General features: G+C 71.3%; 19 protein-coding genes. 10 read left to right on the top strand and 9 right to left on the bottom strand.

The features are described from left to right. Positions 1-3 precede the first annotated feature (3 nt). The 4 genes from Pflav_RS14095 to Pflav_RS14110 all read left to right on the top strand — a co-directional run bounded on the left by Pflav_RS14095 (position 4) and on the right by Pflav_RS14110 (position 3,714). Positions 4-456, top strand: a complete 453-nt coding sequence (locus tag Pflav_RS14095; protein ID WP_173036574.1) for an ATP-binding protein — start codon at positions 4-6, stop codon at positions 454-456. After that, complete coding sequence (locus Pflav_RS14100; RefSeq protein ID WP_232072672.1) at positions 447-2,693, top strand: helix-turn-helix transcriptional regulator; 2,247 nt, start codon at positions 447-449, stop codon at positions 2,691-2,693. The genes Pflav_RS14095 and Pflav_RS14100 overlap by 10 nt, the downstream gene beginning before the upstream one ends. A 67-nt stretch (positions 2,694-2,760) precedes the next feature. Beyond that, the gene (locus tag Pflav_RS14105) at positions 2,761-3,441 is read left to right on the top strand and encodes a lysoplasmalogenase family protein (RefSeq protein WP_173036576.1); all 681 of its coding nucleotides are present in this window, start codon (positions 2,761-2,763) and stop codon (positions 3,439-3,441) included. Positions 3,442-3,498: 57 nt separating this feature from the next. Then, positions 3,499-3,714 carry a hypothetical protein gene (locus Pflav_RS14110; RefSeq protein WP_173036577.1) on the top strand — a complete coding sequence of 72 codons (216 nt, stop codon included), beginning with the start codon at positions 3,499-3,501 and terminating at the stop codon, positions 3,712-3,714. A gap of 306 nt (positions 3,715-4,020) precedes the next feature. Here the strand turns inward: Pflav_RS14110 and Pflav_RS47390 are convergent, their stop codons facing one another. Together Pflav_RS47390 and Pflav_RS14120 are read right to left on the bottom strand one after the other, a co-directional pair. Beyond that, entirely contained in the window at positions 4,021-4,977 is a 957-nt protein-coding gene (locus tag Pflav_RS47390) for a right-handed parallel beta-helix repeat-containing protein (protein WP_269474501.1), read from the bottom strand. 125 nt (positions 4,978-5,102) lie between these two features. Continuing rightward, entirely contained in the window at positions 5,103-5,534 is a 432-nt protein-coding gene (locus Pflav_RS14120) for a CBS domain-containing protein (protein WP_173036578.1), read from the bottom strand. A gap of 136 nt (positions 5,535-5,670) precedes the next feature. Between Pflav_RS14120 and Pflav_RS14125 the strand changes: the two genes are divergently transcribed. Beyond that, positions 5,671-6,312: a hypothetical protein gene (locus tag Pflav_RS14125; protein WP_173036579.1), complete on the top strand. Its 642-nt coding sequence runs from the start codon at positions 5,671-5,673 to the stop codon at positions 6,310-6,312. Positions 6,313-6,385: 73 nt separating this feature from the next. On the opposite strand, the gene Pflav_RS14130 is transcribed toward Pflav_RS14125, so the two are convergent. The 6 genes from Pflav_RS14130 to Pflav_RS43565 all read right to left on the bottom strand — a co-directional run bounded on the left by Pflav_RS14130 (position 6,386) and on the right by Pflav_RS43565 (position 11,451). Beyond that, positions 6,386-7,972 (bottom strand): ABC transporter substrate-binding protein, encoded by a 1,587-nt coding sequence (locus tag Pflav_RS14130; RefSeq protein WP_173036580.1) that lies wholly within the window; start codon positions 7,970-7,972, stop codon positions 6,386-6,388. A 252-nt stretch (positions 7,973-8,224) separates the two neighbouring features. After that, entirely contained in the window at positions 8,225-9,127 is a 903-nt protein-coding gene (locus Pflav_RS14135) for an alpha/beta fold hydrolase (protein ID WP_173036581.1), read from the bottom strand. Between the two features lie 12 nt (positions 9,128-9,139). Then, positions 9,140-9,709, bottom strand: coding sequence for a hypothetical protein (locus Pflav_RS14140; RefSeq protein ID WP_197938469.1), 570 nt, complete (start codon positions 9,707-9,709; stop codon positions 9,140-9,142). After that, positions 9,709-10,437, bottom strand: coding sequence for a class II aldolase/adducin family protein (locus tag Pflav_RS14145; protein WP_173036582.1), 729 nt, complete (start codon positions 10,435-10,437; stop codon positions 9,709-9,711). The genes Pflav_RS14140 and Pflav_RS14145 overlap by 1 nt, the downstream gene beginning before the upstream one ends. Positions 10,438-10,450: 13 nt before the next feature. Next, on the bottom strand, positions 10,451-11,107 hold the full coding sequence (locus Pflav_RS14150; protein WP_197938479.1) for a VOC family protein: 657 nt from the start codon (positions 11,105-11,107) through the stop codon (positions 10,451-10,453). Then, positions 11,029-11,451, bottom strand: coding sequence for a VOC family protein (locus Pflav_RS43565; RefSeq protein WP_197938480.1), 423 nt, complete (start codon positions 11,449-11,451; stop codon positions 11,029-11,031). The genes Pflav_RS14150 and Pflav_RS43565 overlap by 79 nt, the downstream gene beginning before the upstream one ends. Before the next feature lie 210 nt (positions 11,452-11,661). Here Pflav_RS43565 and Pflav_RS14155 point away from each other — a divergent pair, with 210 nt between their 5' ends. The 5 genes from Pflav_RS14155 to Pflav_RS14170 all read left to right on the top strand — a co-directional run bounded on the left by Pflav_RS14155 (position 11,662) and on the right by Pflav_RS14170 (position 15,340). After that, entirely contained in the window at positions 11,662-12,843 is a 1,182-nt protein-coding gene (locus Pflav_RS14155; RefSeq protein WP_173036583.1) for a cytochrome P450, read from the top strand. A 70-nt stretch (positions 12,844-12,913) separates the two neighbouring features. Beyond that, on the top strand, positions 12,914-13,228 hold the full coding sequence (locus Pflav_RS14160; RefSeq protein WP_197938481.1) for a 2Fe-2S iron-sulfur cluster-binding protein: 315 nt from the start codon (positions 12,914-12,916) through the stop codon (positions 13,226-13,228). A 2-nt stretch (positions 13,229-13,230) separates the two neighbouring features. Beyond that, positions 13,231-13,674: an FAD-dependent oxidoreductase gene (locus tag Pflav_RS47395; RefSeq protein WP_197938482.1), complete on the top strand. Its 444-nt coding sequence runs from the start codon at positions 13,231-13,233 to the stop codon at positions 13,672-13,674. After that, complete coding sequence (locus tag Pflav_RS47400) at positions 13,599-14,465, top strand: NAD(P)/FAD-dependent oxidoreductase (RefSeq protein WP_197938483.1); 867 nt, start codon at positions 13,599-13,601, stop codon at positions 14,463-14,465. The genes Pflav_RS47395 and Pflav_RS47400 overlap by 76 nt, the downstream gene beginning before the upstream one ends. Further along, a complete protein-coding gene (locus tag Pflav_RS14170; protein ID WP_173036585.1) occupies positions 14,462-15,340 on the top strand; it encodes an MBL fold metallo-hydrolase in 879 nt (292 codons plus the stop codon). The genes Pflav_RS47400 and Pflav_RS14170 overlap by 4 nt, the downstream gene beginning before the upstream one ends. Positions 15,341-15,923: 583 nt before the next feature. Here the strand turns inward: Pflav_RS14170 and Pflav_RS14175 are convergent. Beyond that, complete coding sequence (locus tag Pflav_RS14175; protein WP_173036586.1) at positions 15,924-16,436, bottom strand: DUF7700 domain-containing protein; 513 nt, start codon at positions 16,434-16,436, stop codon at positions 15,924-15,926. Positions 16,437-16,438 lie beyond the last annotated feature (2 nt).

A 16,438-nucleotide genomic window follows, 5' to 3' on the forward strand; every position in this document is an offset into this window, starting at 1 on the left:
CGGGTGATCGTGGGACGCCGCGCGGAGCTTGTGGCGCTGGACGTTCTGCTTGACGGGGCGGTCGGCGGTGCCGGTGGTGCGCTCGTCGTCCGGGGTGAGGCCGGGATCGGCAAGTCCGCGCTGCTGGAGTACACCGTGGAGCGGGCGGCGGCGCGGGGCGGGCCGGTGGTGAGCACGGCCGGGGTGCAGGCCGAGGTGCATGTGCCGTTCGCGGGGCTGCATCGCCTCCTGCGCACCGTGCCGGACCGGGGTGGCGCGGCGGCGGCCATGCTCGACGATCCCGACACGTTGCCATACCGCGCCGGCATGGCGCTGCTCGACCTGCTCGGTGAGGCCGGGGCCGCGGCGCCGGTGCTCGTGGCGGTCGAGGACGCGCACTGGCTCGACGGGCCGAGTTGGGAGGCGCTCGCGTTCGTCGCCCGGCGGCTGGGGCGGACCGGGTGGCGATGGTGCTGACCGCCCGGGACGGCGAGGACGTGGACCGCCGGTTGGCGGTCGCGGCGTTGCCGGAGGTGCGGTTGGAGCCGCTCCCCCGTACCGACGCCGCGGTGCTGCTCGGCCGGGTGGCCCCGGAACTCGGGCCGGCGCTGGCGGAGCGGGTGCTGGAGCACGCGGCGGGCAATCCGCTCGGCGTCGTGGAGTTGGGTGAGGCGGTTGCCCGCGCGGGCGGCGCGGCGCTGCTGCCGACCTGGCTGCCGCTGAGCACCCGGCTGGAGCGTACGTTTTCCGGGCTCGTCGCCGAACTGCCGGCGCAGACGCAGGAGTTGTTGCTTGTCGCGGCGCTGGACGACGGCGACGACCTCGACGAGATGCTGGACGCGTGCCGGCGCGTACTGCCCGGCGAGGTGGGGCCGGATCAGATCGAGCCGGCGGTGACCAGCCGGTTGGTGCAGGTGGACGACAGGTTCCGGGTGCGGTTCCGGCACCCGCTGCTGCGCTCGGCGCTGTACCAGGCGGCGACCGCTGCCCAGCGCCGCCGGGTACACGCCGCGCTCGCCGAGACGGTGGCCGCCGACCCCGAGCGGCGGGTCTGGCACCGCGCGGCGGCGGCGAGCGGACCGGACGAGGCGCTTGCCCGGGAGCTGACCGAAACGGCGCGGCGGGCCGGGCGCCGGCAGGCGGCGAGCATCGCGCTGGCCGCGTTCGAACGGGCGGCACGGCTCAGCGAGGACCGGGCGGCGCGCGGCCGGCGGCTGCTCGCCGCGGTGGAGGCCGCCTCGGAGCAGGGCGACGCGGTGACCGCGCTGCGGCTGCTGGGCGAGGTCGAGGAGCGCGACCTCACGCAGACCGACCGGGCGTGGTACGGCATGATGCGCGAGGTCTACCTGGCCACCGGCTGGACCGGCGGCGACCGGCTGTCCGCGTTCGCCGAAGGTGTCGAGACGATGTGCCGCGACGGCGACACCGAGATGGCGGTGGAGTCGGTGCTGGCCATCTGCCTGCGCGTCTACTGGTCCAACGCCGACCCGGAGACGGCCGCCCGGCTGCTGGCCGCGGCGGAGAGCCTCGACGGCGCGGCGGACGACCCGCGGCTCGTGGCGGCGGTGGCGCAGCTGGCGCCGGTCACGCGGGGCGCCTGGTGCCTGGAGCGGATGCTGGCCATCCGCGCGGAGGACGCCGCCAACCCGCGGGAGCAGTACGAGCTCGGCATGGGAGCCAGTGCGCTGGGTGCCTGCTCGCTCGCGGCCTCCTTCTACACGGCCGCCGCGGTGGGCCTGCGCGCGCAGGGACGTCTCGGCCTGCTCTGCAAGGTCCTGGTCAGCCATGCGATGAACGCCGCCTACCTCGGCGACGCGCGTACCGCCCTGACCCTGGTGGTCGAGGGTGAGCAGCTCACCCGGGAGACGCGGGAGAGCAACTGGGCGCCGACGGCGTGGATGGTGACCGGGTTCGCGCGGGCGCTGCGCGGTGACGTCGACGCCGCTCGGGAGCGTGCGGACGCCGCCGAGGCGGTGCTGCTGCCGGCGGGCAAGCACCCTTTGCTGGCGCTGGTGCGGCAGCTGCGCGGGGTCGCGGCGCTCGCCGCTGGGCGGCCCGAGGAGGCGTTCCGCGAGCTGTACCGGGTCTTCGATCCAGCGGACAACTCCTATCACCCGTACACCCAGTTCATGCTGGTCGGGCACCTGGCCGACGCGGCGGTGGGGTGCGGGGCGCTGGCCGAGCTGCGCGAGGTTGTCGCGGCGCTGACCCCGGTGGCGCGGGAGTGCCGCTCGCCGGCCCTGCTGCTCGGCGTCGGCTACGCCCGCGCGATGCTCGCCGACGAGGCGGCGGCCTTCGAGACGGCGCTGGCCGCGGACGAGCTGGTGGAGTGGTCGTTCGAGCGGGCCCGGCTCCAGCACGCGTACGGTGCGTGGCTGCGCCGCCAGCGCCGGGCGGCCGACTCGCGCCCGCTGCTGCGCGCCGCCGCGGCGACCTTCGACGCGCTCGGTGCGACGGCCTGGGCCGACCGGTCCCGGGCCGAGCTGCGTGCCTCGGGCGAGACGCTCCGCCGCCCGGTCGACCTGGCACAGAGCCTGACGCCGCAGGAGATCCAGATCTCCCGGCTGGCCGCCGAAGGGCTGAGCAACAAGGAGATCGCGGAGCGGCTCTTCCTGTCGCCGCGCACTATCTCCACCCATCTGTACCGGATCTATCCGAAGCTCGGCATCAAGTCGCGCGGCGAGCTGGCCCGCGTGCTGGCCGGCGCCGGCTGACCGGCGGTTCAAGCCCTCCTTCGCGGGTACCCCCGGGTACCCCGACGAGCGGAGGGAAGGTGTGGCCATGTCGCGGTCGCTGGGCGCGGCGGTGCTGTACGCGGCTCTGTGCGCGGTCCATGTGGCCGCCGCCGCGCTGCACAGTCAGTGGCTGGACATGGTGACCAAGCCGCTGCTGCTGCCGGCGTTGGCGTTGTACGCGATCGCGGCGCACCGGGAGCGCGGCGCACGGGTGAGCCGCCGGCTGCTTGTGTCGCTGGCCCTCGCCTGTGCCGGTGGCGTCGCCCTGTGGCTGGAGGGGTCCACCGCCTTGATCGTCGGGATGGCCTTCTTCCTCGCCGCGTACGCCATCTACGCCGCCGAGTTCATCCGGTCCGGCGCCGCCAAGCGCCTGCGCCGCTGGCCGCGGTGGCTCATCCCGGTCGGCTACGGCACGGCTGTGACCGGTGCGATGGGCTGGTTGTGGCGCGGCCTCAGCGAACGCGGCGTCGCGCTGCCGATGACCGGGTACGCCGCGTTGATGGCACTGATGGCGGCGACCGCCACCACGTGGGGCTGGCGCGTCGGCACGGGGGCCGGCCTGCTTGTCGCCTCGGACGCCCTGATCGGCATCGGCCTGGCCGAGGTCGCCGAGGTGCCCGGCCAGTCAGCACTCGTGATGGCGACGTACCTGCTGGGCCTGGCCCTCGTGGTCAGCGGCTGGACCGGGCGCGTCCTCGGGCCGCCCGCCCAGAGCCCCGCGATCTGAGCCCGCCGGGGGCCGCCGCCGCGTTTGCTGCGACGCGCAGCGGGTACGCGAAGTCAGATGAACACGACCAGCGTGTACCTACACGGCGGCCGACTCGACGGAACCTCCCGCAACGCGCCGCTCGGCCCCGACGGCCAGCCCAACGAGCGGATCGAGTTCGCGCAGCAGACACACGACGGCCTCTGGTACGTCGAGTACAAGCGCGACCGGCAAAGTGACACCGGCTGGCACTTCAGAGCCACTGGAAACGAAGAACGCGCCGACGAAGAGTAGCCCCGACGCCACCCGACGCCGCCGGGCCCGGACGAAAGCGTTCTCCGAGGCTGCACACCAGCGATCGTGGTATTTAGCTGTCGCTATAACCACAGCTAAATACCACGATCTGCCGGACAGCGTCTGGGTGCGGCGCCGGTCGAGCGTTCACGATTCGGCCAGCGCCGCTCAGTGCGCGGATGGGCCGGGGGGCGCGGCCTCACTGCCAGCGATGCCAGCCGAGGAGTTTGGGTTGTGTGGCGCGGAGGGTGAGGCCGCGGGAGCAGCGGTCGGGACCACCGCGGACGTCGCGGTAGCTCAAAGTCTTTAGATTCGGGCGCCTACGTCCGCGCCGTTCGCGGGGCGTAGGAACGATGACGTGGGGATGGAGCCGTCCGCGGCGCGGGGGCCGGTGATGGTGGCGGGGTCGGTGCTGGCCAGCGTCCAGGTGCCGCCGATGTCCCAGGAGTTGTTGGAGCCGGTGGAGGTGCCCATCGACACGTTGTTGGTGTTGGCGACGGCGAGGTTGCGGGTCAGCGTGGACGTGGAGCGGGAGACGTTGAAGCCGTCTTTGCCGTTGTCCCAGGCGGTGTTGCGTTCGAAGACGAGTGAGCCGGTGTTTCCGTTGTCGATGAATCCGCTGGCGGAGTTGCCCCACGCCATGCAGTTGCGGGTGATGTGGTTGACGGGTGGGCGGGGATCCTCGCCGCCGCCGTTCTTGAACCCGTTGCCGTCGCCGGTGTAGTTGGGCAGGTTCCAGTAGTTGTAGCCGTTGTCGTAGGCGACGCTGCCCTCGATCAGGATCGGCGACAGGAAGAGCCACGCGTCGAAGCCGTCGTCGGCGTTGCGCCACAGCCGCGCGCCGCGCACGACGTTGCCCGAGCCGGATCCCTCCTTGATCGCCAGGCCGTCGGCGCTCTCGCCGTTCTTGCGCGGGTCGCGGTTGTTGTAGCTGTCCAGGTTGATGATCTGGTTGCCGGACGAGGCGCCCTGGATGTGCAGGCCGGACTCGTAGTTGTCCCGGGTGATCAGCCGCTCGTAGCGGCCGTTGTTGGTGTCGACGCCGAAGATGCCGTACGGCCCGTTGATGATTTCCAAGCCGACGAACCGCCACCAGTCGCCCTCGACGTGCAGGGCACCCCGGTCCGGCCGGGGAATGCTGGAGTCCACCGCGCCCGGGGTGTAGGGCATGTTCTCGCCGTCGATGATCACGCGCTCGCCGTTGTGGTTGGTGAGCGTGATCGGCTGGCCGGAGGTGCCGTCCTTGGTGATCTTGATGGTCACGCTGGGTGCGTAGGTGCCGCCCCGCACCGCGATCGTGCCGCCCGCCGGGACGAGGTCGTGCGCGCGCTGGATGGTCAGCAGCGGCTGGGCCAGGGTTCAACGTTTCTGAGCGGGCGGCACGCGGATCAGCTGTTCGGTGGTGCCGAGTAGATCGAGGTCGTGTACTGGCTGACGGCGTGTTCGCGCAGGTGGGTGGCGAGGTCGGCTTCGCTGATCATGCCGACGATGCGCTGCTCGTCGTCCAGTACCGGCAGCCGGCGGATCGCGTTGTCCTCCATGATCGCGAGGACGTCCTCGATGTCGGCTTGCGCGTCGACCCAGATCGGTATCCCCTGCGCCAGCTCGCCCGCGGTCATTGCCTGCGGGTCGCGGCCCTCCGCGATACACCGCACGACGATGTCCCGGTCGGTGATGATGCCGGTGAGGCTTTCGTCGTCATCTTGGATCGGCAGGGACCCGACGTGCTTGTCACGCATCTTCTGCGCCGCCTCGGCGAGCGTATGCTGCGGCGCAATACACTCGGCACCCACGTGCATGACGTCGCGTGCGTTGGTCATCTCAATCCCTCGCTCTCGGCGGCTCTCTCCAGGCCAGACCCTTGCCCCGCATCTGACCCGAGTCGTATGCCCCACGCTGCCGGCCAGTAACGCGGCGGTGAGGAATGACGTGGGCGCGGGCGGGTACGCCGGGAGCATGAACACCTTGACCGAGCGGCGGGCGACGGCCCGCGGGCTGCTGAACCGCTACGGACGGGGTTTCGCCGACGCCTGCGGCTTCTCAGTCATCGCCAACCCGGCCAGCCTGTTCCAGCTGCTGATCCTGGCGGTGCTGACCAGTGGCCGCGGCGACTACCACAAGCAGGTCGCGCTGGCCCACAAGCTGCGCGAGCAGGGTTGGGACAGCCCGACCCGGCTGGCCGGCGCGCCGCACGAACGCCGCGTGCAGGTCATCCGCGCTGCCGGGCGGCGCGACGCCGAGCGGCTCGCGACCACCCTCGGTGACCTCGCGGAGGCCGTTGCCGACCGGTACCGGGGCGACCTGCGCCGCCTGCGCCGCGCGGCCGGCTACAAGCCGGACCAGGAGCGGCGGCTGCTGACCGAACTGCCCAACGTGAGCGACCGCGCCGCCGATCTGTTCTTTCAAGAGGTACAGGTGCTCTGGTCGGAGGTGTTCCCGTTCGCCGAGCGGCGCGCGCTGGCCGCCGCCCGCAAGCTCGGGCTCGCCACCACCACCGCCGAGCTGGCCTCGATCACGGGCGGGGACGAATCCGAACGACTGGCCTGGGTGGCCGGCGCCCTGACCCGCCTCGACCGGGAGAACGGTACGAACAAGTAGCCGGCCAGGGCCGACACGGCACCGCTCGCCCAGGGCGCCTGCCTGGACGAGCGGTGATGTCGCGTGGTGGTCGTTACTGGCGGTACCCCACCTCACCCCAGAGCAGGTAGTTGCAGTAGTTGATCGGGTGCACGCCGGTCAGCTGCTTGCTGCTGATGAAGCCGAGGACGCCGACGCCGGCGAAGTACACCGGGTTCTCCGCCAGCATCTGCTCCTGGACGACGCCCCAGTTCTTCTTCAGCGTGGCCGTGTCGCTCGGGTTGGTCCGCACGATCTCCTCGATCGCCGTGTTCGCCGTGGAGTTCTCCCAGCCGAACGTGTTGAGCACAGCGCCGGTGCCGAAGTAGTCGGTCGCGTCGGGCACCGCCGGCACCATGTAGAGGCCGTGCGGCAGCATCTGGTAGTTCTTGTCGCGGTTGTCCTGCGTGTACTGCGCCGCCGGGACCGCCTTGACCGTGATCTTCACGTTCTTGTACGTCGCCAGCTCGGCTTGAAGGTAGCTTGCCATCGGCGCCTGCTGCGGCGAGCTGATCGTGGTGTACACGAAGTCCACGGGCTTGCCCGCGGCCGCCAGCTTGTCGAAGAGCTCCTGCGCCTTCTGCCTGTTCTGTGCCGGCCAGTCGTACTTCGCGTCGTAGAACGGCGAGTGCTCCGAGAAGAGGTTCTTCGCCGGCGGCGTGCCGGTCGCGAACGCGTTCGCGGCGGCCTTCCGGTCGAGGGCCAGCGCGATGGCCGTCCGGGCGTCGGGGTCGTCGAACGGCGGCTTCTTCGTGTTCATCAGCAGGTTCTGGCCGCCACCGGTGTAGTTGCAGTAGTGGTTGACCGTGCTGACCGCCTTCAGCATGTTGTTGGCGTTGCCGCCGGTCGGCGCGGCGATCTGAGCCTGGTTGCCCTGGAGCGCGGACCGCTGCTGCCCGAGGTCGGGCAGGTACTGGTAGGTGATCGAGTCAAGGTAGGGCTGGCCCGCCTTGAACGAGGAGAAGTACGGGTTCCGCACGACCTTGATGGTCTGGCCCGGGTTGAGCGACTCGAGCTTGAACGGCCCAGCGCCGACCGGCTTGATGCCGAACTCCTTACCGGCCGCCTTGATCGCGGTCGGCGAGCCGATGGCGCCGAGGTTTTCCGCGATCACCTTGGGCAGGTAGGCGTTCGGATGCGGCAGCGTGACCTCAAGGTTGAGCTCGTCGACGACCCGCATCTTGAACTGCCGCGCCAGCGGACCGTAGAACGCACCGGAGGCCGGGTCCGCGATCCGCTGGTAGTTGAACATGATCGCCTCGGCGTTCAGCGGGGTGCCGTCGCTGAACTTGATGTTCGGGTTGAGGGTCATCGTCCAGACGGTGAAGTCGGCGTTCGGCGTCATCGTCTTGAGCAGGTAGTAGTTGGCGTCGCCGGTCTGCGGGTCCAGGTAGACCAGGTTTCCGTAGATCGCCGACATCACCGGGCCGTCGGTGAAGGACCAGAGCTGGTTGTTGGCCGGATCGAGCTTCGCGCTCAGGCCGTTCACCAGCATCGTGACGTTGCCGCCGGTCTTCGGGGCACCCGCCTGTACCGCCGTCTGGCAGTCCCCGCTCGGGCCGTTGGCCGAACTGTCGGCGTCACTACCGCCGCTGCTCTGGCACGCGGCGAGACCGAGGGTCCCGGCCAATACGACTGCCATGCATATGCTGGCGCGCCGGCGGTCCAGCCGCCGGAACACTCTCGCTGCCCCTGCCCGGGCCATTTTGTCCATGTGTATCCTTCAGGTCACGTAAGCGTGGACTTGGATGTGCGTCGTGGGCTGACACTCCCCTGCGAGCGCCGACGCCGTCAAAAGCGCTCGGATACTGGCGCCGCGGCGACCGCACCTGGGCGCGGCACCGTTCGTGTATAAGATCATATATAATTCGGCACCTGTGTCAAGGGTCACCGGCTACCCCGCCGGGCGCGATGAGCCGGTCGCCAGCCAGTCGACGACGAGCGCGGCGACCTCGGCGCTGTTGCTGTCGAGCATCAGCATGTGGCTGTTGCCGGTAATGCCGAGGTCGCCGAGGTAGGCGAAGTCGACCGCCGCGCCCCGCCCGCGCAGCCACGCGACCACAAGGCCGTCGGCCTCGCGCGTGTGGTCCCGGTCGTGCGTACCCGTGACCACCAGGACCCGGTGTCCGGGCAGCGGCGCCGGAGCGGGGCGATCGGCGTACGGCACCTGGACCGCCGCCAGCCTTTCCCGCGCCAGGCCGCTCCACATCGGCACAAGTGTTTTGAGGTACGCGTCCGGTGAGTACGCCGGAAACCTCGTGCTCGCGCCGACGAGCTTGTCGACCACGAATGACCGGTCCGGCACCATCCAGCCGGCCTTGGGAAACCGCACCGCGATTCCGCCCGCGACCGTGACGATCTCGTCGCCTTCGTCTTCGACCGAATCCGGCGGCGCCGCCAGGTCGAACGGCTGTCCCGGTGCCACCGCCACGAGGTGCGCGATCCGATCACCGTGTGATTCGAGCAGCGCGATCCCGTACGGCCCGGCCATCGAGTGGACGAGCAGGTCGACGGGGCCGCCGGCACGCTCGACCACGCGCCCGAGGGCGGCGCGGATGCTGGCCGAGCTCCACGACTCCGGGTCGACCGGGGCGCTGCGGCCGACCCCGGGCCAGTCCGGCACCAGCACGCGGTAGCCGGCGGCCGCGAAGTCGTACGCCCAACCGGGCCGGCCGTCCAGGGTCCGCAGGTAGTGCTCGCCCGTGTGCATGAAACCGTGCACGAGCACGATCGTCCGCCCGTTTCCGCCGCCCTCGGGCGGGACCTCGCGGACGTGGCACTCCCCTGGCACGTCCATTTTCGACCGTCCTCATTGGATTGGATCGGAGCTACATGTAGCGCGGCTGGCTGAACACCTCGTGCACCATCGGCTCGAACGTCGCGAGCGGCAGCGCCTGATACTCCGGGTCGAAGCTCTCCTGGTCGTAGCGGTCGCACCAGGACACGCAGGCGTCAAACCACTCGTGGTCCCGGTAGGCGTCCCGCGCGTTGCGGTCCTGCCGCGGAAGTGGGCGTAGTAGTACGTCTGGAACAGCCCGTGGTGCCGCGCGATCCAGACGAGCTCCGGGCGCACGAACGGCCGGAGCACCGCACCGATCATCTCGCTGTGCGTGTGCGGGGCGAGGTTGTCGCCGATGTCGTGCACGAGCGACATGACGACGTACTCGTGGTCGCGGCCGTCGTGCAGCGCCCGGGTCGCCGTCTGAAGGCTGTGCTCGTACCGGGTGAGCAAGAACCCGCCCGCCGGCCCGTCCAGCTCCCGCACCGCGGCGAGGATGCGGTCGGGCAGGCCCGCGCAGAACTCGGCGGCGTACGGCTCCAGGAGGTCGTAGTCTTCCTTTGTTCCGTCCGCCATCCGGGTGAACGAGACCGTGGGCATCAGTCGAGCACGCTTCCGATGAGACCCAGCTCGCGCCGCACGGCCCACTCCCACATGCCCGGCGCGTAGCCGCCCCGGCTGGCGATGACCGACTCGATCGACCTGCGCCCGTAGTCGGGAACCTGGCCGGTGCTCCCCAGCACCTCGCAGTACCACGCGATCTTGCAGCGCCACTCCAGCGTGAGCGCGTTGGTGTACGCCTGCGGCATGTTGTCTCCGACGACGAACACGCCGTGGTTGCGCAGCAGCGCGCACCTCGCCTTCCCGATCGCGGCCACCGCGTCGGCCACTGCGTCGTCGGCTTCGAGCACGCCCTGGAAGTCGTCGTAGATGACGTAGTCGGAGTCGGGGAGCGTGGCGGCGCGCTGGTCGTACACGCCCGGCAGGCGACCGGCCGTCGACCAGACCGTGGCGTACCGAGGGTGCTGGTGGACGGTGACGTCGGTGCCCGGGTGCGCCCGGTGGTACTCGAGGTGGAGCCCGATCGCCGGCGGTACCGACCACCGCCCGTCGAGCTTGTTGCCGTCGATGTCGATGCGGATGACGTCAGAGGCGCGGATCTCGTTCCAGCCGACCTCGAGCGGAACCGCGAGGAAGGTGTCGTCGGGTTGCCGGTACGTCAGGTGGCCGGCGTCCTGGTCGTCGTACCCCTCCCGGTAGAGCGCGCGGGCGAGGACCGCGACTTCGGCTTCCGGCGAGAGTTCGGGGGTCAAGTCGTTCTGGAGCATGGTTGTCCTCCGGTCAGCGGGTGACGCTGCCGAGGCCGTCGGCGCCCACCCGCACCGCGGACTCGTCGACGTTCGCCTCGCGCAGCGGCTGGATCGTCGCGTCCAGCCCGCGCACCGGGCTGGCCTCCTTGTACCAGGACTCGATCACGGCGTTGCCCCAGAAGTCGCGCCGGCGCGGGTCGCGCACGCTCCAGCGCAGCACCGGGTGGTCCGGGTCGCCCGTGAAGTAGTCACTCGTGTACACCTCGAGGCGGTGGCCGTCCGGATCGCGCAGGTACACGTAAAACGCGTTGGAGACGCCGTGCCGGCCGGGGCCGCGCTCGATGTGCTTTTCCAGCCCGACCGAGCCGAAGATGTCGCAGGTACGCAGCACCTGTGCGGCCTCGTGGGCGAAGAAACCGATGTGGTGCAGGCGCGGGCCGGCCCCGCCGGTGAAGGCGACGTCGTGCACGGTCTGCTTGCGGTACATCCAGGCGGCGTAGAGCTTCTCACCGTCTTCGATCGTCTCCGAGCACCGGAAGCCGAGCGACTCGTAGTGCGCGAAGGCCGCGGGGATGTCCGGCACGACGATGTTGAAATGGTCGAGGCGGGCTATCTCCGCGCCGTGGCGCAGGTCGTAGCGCTGGTGCAGCCGCTCGACCTGCTCGATCTCGTGGAAGAACTCGACCACGAAGCCCAGCGGGTCTTCGGCGCGGACGCTCTCCCCACGCCAGGCGTGGTGCCGGCCGGGAACCGCTTGACCGGGCACCCGCGCGCGGCGAAGAATGCCTCGGCCCGGTCGAGGTCTTCCGGTCGGCGCACCCGGAAGGCCAGCCGGTCCGCCGCGGGCGTCTCGCCGCGGCGGAGCACGAGGCTGTGGTGGGTCAGCTCGTCGAACCCGCGCAGGTAAAGGGCGTCGGCCTCCTCGTGCTGGACCACCATGCCGAGCATGTCGACCCAGAACCAGCGGGAGCGGGCGAGGTCGGTCACGACGAGCTCGGCGTACGCGGAACGGACGATGTCCGGGGCGGTCATCTCGAAACTCCCCTCGCCGGGACCGATCGAAGCCAGTATCCTACACAGGATCATATGTGATCTGCCCCGCCCGGTCGAGCGTGCGCGGCCGGAAGCTTCATCGGGTCAGTTGAGGTACATGCACAGATTCTTTTGCTGGACAACGGTATTGGAGTTGCCCATGCTTACCAGAACAAGCGGCGAGGGCGTCGAAGGCGGGCGGTGGTGAGCATGACGCGAGCGATCGGCGCCGGCGACGACATCACGCTCACCGAGCTCTGGGCCGACCCCTACCCGGCTTATGCCAAGCTGCGCCAGGACGAGCCGGTCGCGTGGGTGCCGGCGGTCAACCGGTACCTGGTGACCAAGCACCGCGACATCGTGGCCCTGGAGCGCCGCCCGGAGATCTTCAGCGCGGACGAGACCGGCTCGCTGATGAAGCGGGTGATGGGCCACACGATGCTCCGCAAGGACGGCCCGGCGCACGACCGCGAGCGGACCGGCGCGGAGGCGCCGATGCGGCCCCGGCCGGTACGCGACCACTGGACCCCGCTGTTCCAGAAGACCGCCGACGACCTGATCGACGGATTCGCCGAGCGCGGCGAGGCCGACCTGTTCCGCGACTTCGCCGGCCCGTTCGCCGCCCTCAACCTCGCGATGATGCTCGGCTTCGACGACGTCGCCGCGGCGGACCTTCAGGAGTGGTCGCAGGCCCTGATGGACGGCACCGGCAACTACGGCGACGTGGAGGCGGTGTGGCGCCGCGCGGAGGCGGCTGGCGCGGGCGTCGACCAGGCGGTGCTGCGCGCGGTCGAGCGGCTCGGCGCCCAGCCTCGGCCGTCGCTCATCTCCGCCATGCTGCACGCCGGCGACCCGCTCTCGGTCGACGAGATCCGGGCGAACGTCAAAATGTTCATCGGCGGCGGCCTCAACGAGCCACGCGACTCGCTCGCCACCGGGCTGTATGCGCTGCTGTGCCACCCGGACCAGGCCCAGGCGTGCATCGACGATCCCGCGCTGTGGCGGCGGGCGTTCGAGGAGACCATCCGCTGGGTCGCGCCGATCGGCATGTACCCGCGGCAGACCACCCAGGAGGTCGAGCTGGGCGGCACCGTCCTGCCGGCCCGGGCGAAGCTGGGCATCGTCCTCGCCTCCGCCGGCCGCGACGAGGACGTCTTCGACCACCCGGACGACTTCGACCTGCGCCGCAAGGCGACCCACCACATCAGCTTCGGCGGCGGCCCGCACTACTGCCTCGGGTCGTTCGCCGCGCGCGCGGAGGTGAGCCAGGTCGCCTGGCCGACGCTCTTCCGCCGGCTGCGCAACCTGCGTCTCGACCCGGACAACCCGGTCCGCTGGGGTGGCTGGGTCTTCCGGGGTGTGCTCAACCTTCCGGTCCGCTGGGACCCGTGACCCGGTCCCGCCCTCCCGTGCCGCCGCCGACCCCGCTCTCCCCTTCGAGAGGTAGCCCATCGTGCCGAACGTGAACTTCCGCCACCGCGACGGATCCATCGACGTCGTGGACGCCCCGCTGGGCAGCTCGTTGATGTCCGCGGCGATCAAGCACCCGGTAGACGGGATCATCGCGGAGTGCGGCGGCAACGCGATGTGCGCGACCTGCCACGTGTACGTCGACGCGGCGTTCGGCGACCGGCTCCCGCCGATGGCCGAGGAGGAGGACGAGATGCTCGACGGCACGGCCAGCGCGCGCACCGAGCGCAGCCGGTTGAGCTGCCAGATCGTGGTGACCGAGGAGATGGCCGGGATGACCGTCGACGTCCCGGCGGACCAGGTCTGACGATGACCTCGCGGGTTGTCGTGCTCGGCGCCGGGCACGCCGGGGTGGAGGCGGCCGCGTCGCTGCGCAAGGCCGGGTTCGACGGCGCGGTGACGCTCGTCGGCGAAGAGGACGCGCTGCCCTACCAGCGGCCGCCGCTCTCCAAGGACTACCTCGCCGGCACCCAGGACAGCCCGCTGCCGTTGCGCGGCGAGGGCTTCTACGCCGGCCAGGACGTCGAGCTGCGCACGGGCGAGCGGGTCACGGCGATCGACCGTACGGCGCGGCGGCTGATCCTGCGGGACGGGCCGCCGATCGGGTACGACCACCTGATCCTCGCGCTGGGCGCGCGTCCCCGCCCCTGCCGTTCGTCGACCCAGGCCTCGACGGGGTGCGCTACCTGCGGACCGTACACGACAGCGACGAACTACGCGGCCGGCTGGCTCCCGGCGCCCAGGTGGTCGTGATCGGCGGTGGCTTCCTCGGGCTCGAGTTCGCCTCGGTCGCCGCGGCCCGCGGGGCGGCGGTCACCGTCGTCGAGGTCGCGCCGGCGCTGATGGGGCGGTCGGTGTCGGCTCCGGTGGCGGACGCGTTCGCCCGGCTGCACCGCGACGCCGGCATCGAGCTGCTGCTCGGCGAGAGCGTCACGCGGGTCCGGTCGGCGGGCGGGCGGGCCGTCGCCGTCGAGACCGCCAGCGGCCGGGACATCCCGGCGGACCTCGTCATGGTGTCGATCGGCGCCGCCCCCAACACCGAGCTTGCCCGCGCCGCCGGGCTCGCGGTCGGCGACGGCATCCTGGTGGACGCCTGGCTGCGCACCTCCGATCCGGCCATCTCCGCGATCGGCGACTGCGCCCGCTGGCGGGTGGACGGCGGCACCCGACGCCTGGAGTCGGTGCAGAACGCCACCGACCAGGCCCGCTGCGTGACCGCGCGGATCGCGGGTGCCGGCCGTTCGTACGCGGCGGTGCCCTGGTTCTGGAGCGACCAGGGCGTCGGCAAGCTGCGGATGGTCGGCGTGCCGGGCGCAAGCGACACGGCCGTCGTCCGCGGCCGGCCTGAGTCGCTCTGCTTCTCCGTCTTCCACTTCGAGGAGGACCGGCTCACCTGGGTCGAGTCGGTCGGCGCGCCCGGCGACCACCGCGCCGCCCGCCGCCTGCTGGAGGCGGGCGCCGGCCTGTCGCCCGCGGAGGCGGCCGACCTGGAGACCGACCTGAAGGCGCTGGCCCGGTCGAGGACCGAGGCGGTACACCGGTGAGCGCGGACCTCACCGGTCCGCTGCGCGGGCACCGGCTGCTGCACGACCCGATCTCCGCCGGCGCGCTGCGCCGCATCCCGGTCGGCGACCGCACGCTGCTCGGCCTGTCCGACGGCTTCCTGTTGATGTCGCGCGACTTTCTCGGTACCGCCGAGGCGCCGGCGATCGGGCACGACACCCTGCGCCAGCGGTACGGCGAGGTGCGGCTCCCGCTCGGCTGCTTCCTGCTCCCCGGCGAGCGACCGGTGCTCATCGACACCGGACTCGGCGCGGACGACTTCCGGCGGGGCGGCCGGCTCGTCGGCGGCAACCTGCTGCCCCAGCTCGCGCGGCAGGGCGTACGTCCGGACGACGTCAGCGTGCTGGCGCTGAGCCACCTGCACGGCGACCACTCGGGTACCGTCGGCGACCCGCTCACCGGCCGGCCGGTCTTCGCCAACGCGCGGACGTTCGTCGGCCGCGGCGACTGGGAGCACTTCGTCGAGCGGGAGCTGGCGCCGATCCCCATCGCGCCGCACACCCGGGCCGCGCTGCTGGAGCTGGAGCGGCGCGGGCAGGTCACGCTGATCGACGGCGAGCGGGACATCGCACCCGGCGTACGGGCCATCGCCGCACCCGGCCACACCCCCGGTCACACCGTCTACGCGGTGCACGACCACGGGGAGCGCGTACTCGTGCTCGGCGACGCCATGCACTGCCCCCAGCAGCTGGACCACCTCGACTGGCAGGTCACGTTCGACGTCGACCCGGTGCTCGCCCGCCAGACCCGCGACCGCCTGCACGCGGACCTAGAGGCACACGGCGGCGGCGCGGTCGGCTGCCACTTCCCCGAACTCCTCCTCGCCCGCGTCCTAACCCGCAAGCCCGGCGCGTAGCGACCTCTGGAGTCGGGTCCTAGCATCCGTCCACATTGGTCATTGCGGATTCAATGCCTGGCAAAGATTTGAGCTACCGCGACGTCCGCGGTGGTCCAGACCGTCGCTCCCGCAGCCTCACCCTCCGCGCTTCACGACCACGCCGGTGCGCACGACCACGCCGGTGCGCACGGCCGCGCGGCGCCGTGCGGGCTGCGGGCGGGGTGTCGCTTGCGGGATGCTCCGGAGCTGGGCGCAGCACTGCGCCCAGCCGGACTGTGGTCGCCGCGGGTGACCACAGCAACCGATGTCGGCGCAGCGCGCGGGCTGCGGGAAGGGTGTCGCTTGCGGGATGCTCCGGAGCTGGGCGCAGCGCTGCGCCCAGCCGGGCTGTGGTCGCCGCAGATGACAACAGCAACCGGTGTCGGTCGCTTGCCGGGCGCATTCGTGCGCCCAGGTCGAGAGCTGGCCGCGGCAGAGCCCGGCCCGGCCGTTGGCCGCGCGGGTTGGGTTGTGTCGCGCGGAGGGTGAGGCCGCGGGAGCAGCGGTCCGGACCACGACGGACGTCGCGGTAGCCCAAATCTCTGTCTCTGGGCGGCCGGGGTCAGGCTGTCGCGTAGTCCTGAGCCGCCTCGGCGGCCTCGTTGAGGGCGGCGTTGAGGAGGTCGGCGTCGACGGAGGCGGCGAGTGCGTCGGCGCCGATGGCGGTCAGCATCTGCGGCGCCCGGGTGCGCACCACGCGCAGCGCCCAGTCGAGCATCGGCCCGTTCGTCACCTCGTCGAAGTGCACGAGCATGTTGCCGCGCTCCGGCGCGATGTAGTGGTAGTGCGGCTCGTCGGCGAAACAGTCGAAGCGCAGGTACTCGGCGAGCCCGTCGGTGGCGAAGACGTGCAGCGAGACGCCCTGGTCCGTGTCCTGCCGATGGAACAGCGAGTCGGGACCTGTCGCGGCGATTTCCTCGGCGGTGAGCTTCTTCGCCTCCTCGACCGGGTCGAAGACGCGGTACTCCAGGCCGATCGTGAGCGAGCCGGCCGGGAAGTAGCGGGTCTTCTCCGGCTCGTGCGGCACCGGAATCGACTCGATGAAGTTACCCACGCGCATCTCGGTCAGCGACATGC

Origin of the sequence: Phytohabitans flavus, assembly GCF_011764545.1 — a bacterium.
Lineage (GTDB): Bacteria > Actinomycetota > Actinomycetes > Mycobacteriales > Micromonosporaceae > Phytohabitans > Phytohabitans flavus.

What these genes read in the sequence shown, in the direction of transcription:
- Pflav_RS14155 (WP_173036583.1), top strand. Translation starts at nt 11,662, where the DNA reads ATGACGCGAGCGATCGGCGCCGGCGACGACATCACGCTCACCGAGCTC.
- Pflav_RS43565 (WP_197938480.1), bottom strand. Translation starts at nt 11,451, where the DNA reads ATGACCGCCCCGGACATCGTCCGTTCCGCGTACGCCGAGCTCGTCGTG.
- Pflav_RS14145 (WP_173036582.1), bottom strand. Translation starts at nt 10,437, where the DNA reads ATGCTCCAGAACGACTTGACCCCCGAACTCTCGCCGGAAGCCGAAGTC.
- Pflav_RS14140 (WP_197938469.1), bottom strand. Translation starts at nt 9,709, where the DNA reads ATGCCCACGGTCTCGTTCACCCGGATGGCGGACGGAACAAAGGAAGAC.
- Pflav_RS14110 (WP_173036577.1), top strand. Translation starts at nt 3,499, where the DNA reads ATGAACACGACCAGCGTGTACCTACACGGCGGCCGACTCGACGGAACC.
- Pflav_RS47395 (WP_197938482.1), top strand. Translation starts at nt 13,231, where the DNA reads ATGACCTCGCGGGTTGTCGTGCTCGGCGCCGGGCACGCCGGGGTGGAG.
- Pflav_RS14175 (WP_173036586.1), bottom strand. Translation starts at nt 16,436, where the DNA reads ATGTCGCTGACCGAGATGCGCGTGGGTAACTTCATCGAGTCGATTCCG.
- Pflav_RS14125 (WP_173036579.1), top strand. Translation starts at nt 5,671, where the DNA reads ATGAACACCTTGACCGAGCGGCGGGCGACGGCCCGCGGGCTGCTGAAC.
- Pflav_RS14120 (WP_173036578.1), bottom strand. Translation starts at nt 5,534, where the DNA reads ATGACCAACGCACGCGACGTCATGCACGTGGGTGCCGAGTGTATTGCG.
- Pflav_RS14100 (WP_232072672.1), top strand. Translation starts at nt 447, where the DNA reads ATGGTGCTGACCGCCCGGGACGGCGAGGACGTGGACCGCCGGTTGGCG.
- Pflav_RS14135 (WP_173036581.1), bottom strand. Translation starts at nt 9,127, where the DNA reads ATGGACGTGCCAGGGGAGTGCCACGTCCGCGAGGTCCCGCCCGAGGGC.
- Pflav_RS14105 (WP_173036576.1), top strand. Translation starts at nt 2,761, where the DNA reads ATGTCGCGGTCGCTGGGCGCGGCGGTGCTGTACGCGGCTCTGTGCGCG.
- Pflav_RS14130 (WP_173036580.1), bottom strand. Translation starts at nt 7,972, where the DNA reads ATGGCAGTCGTATTGGCCGGGACCCTCGGTCTCGCCGCGTGCCAGAGC.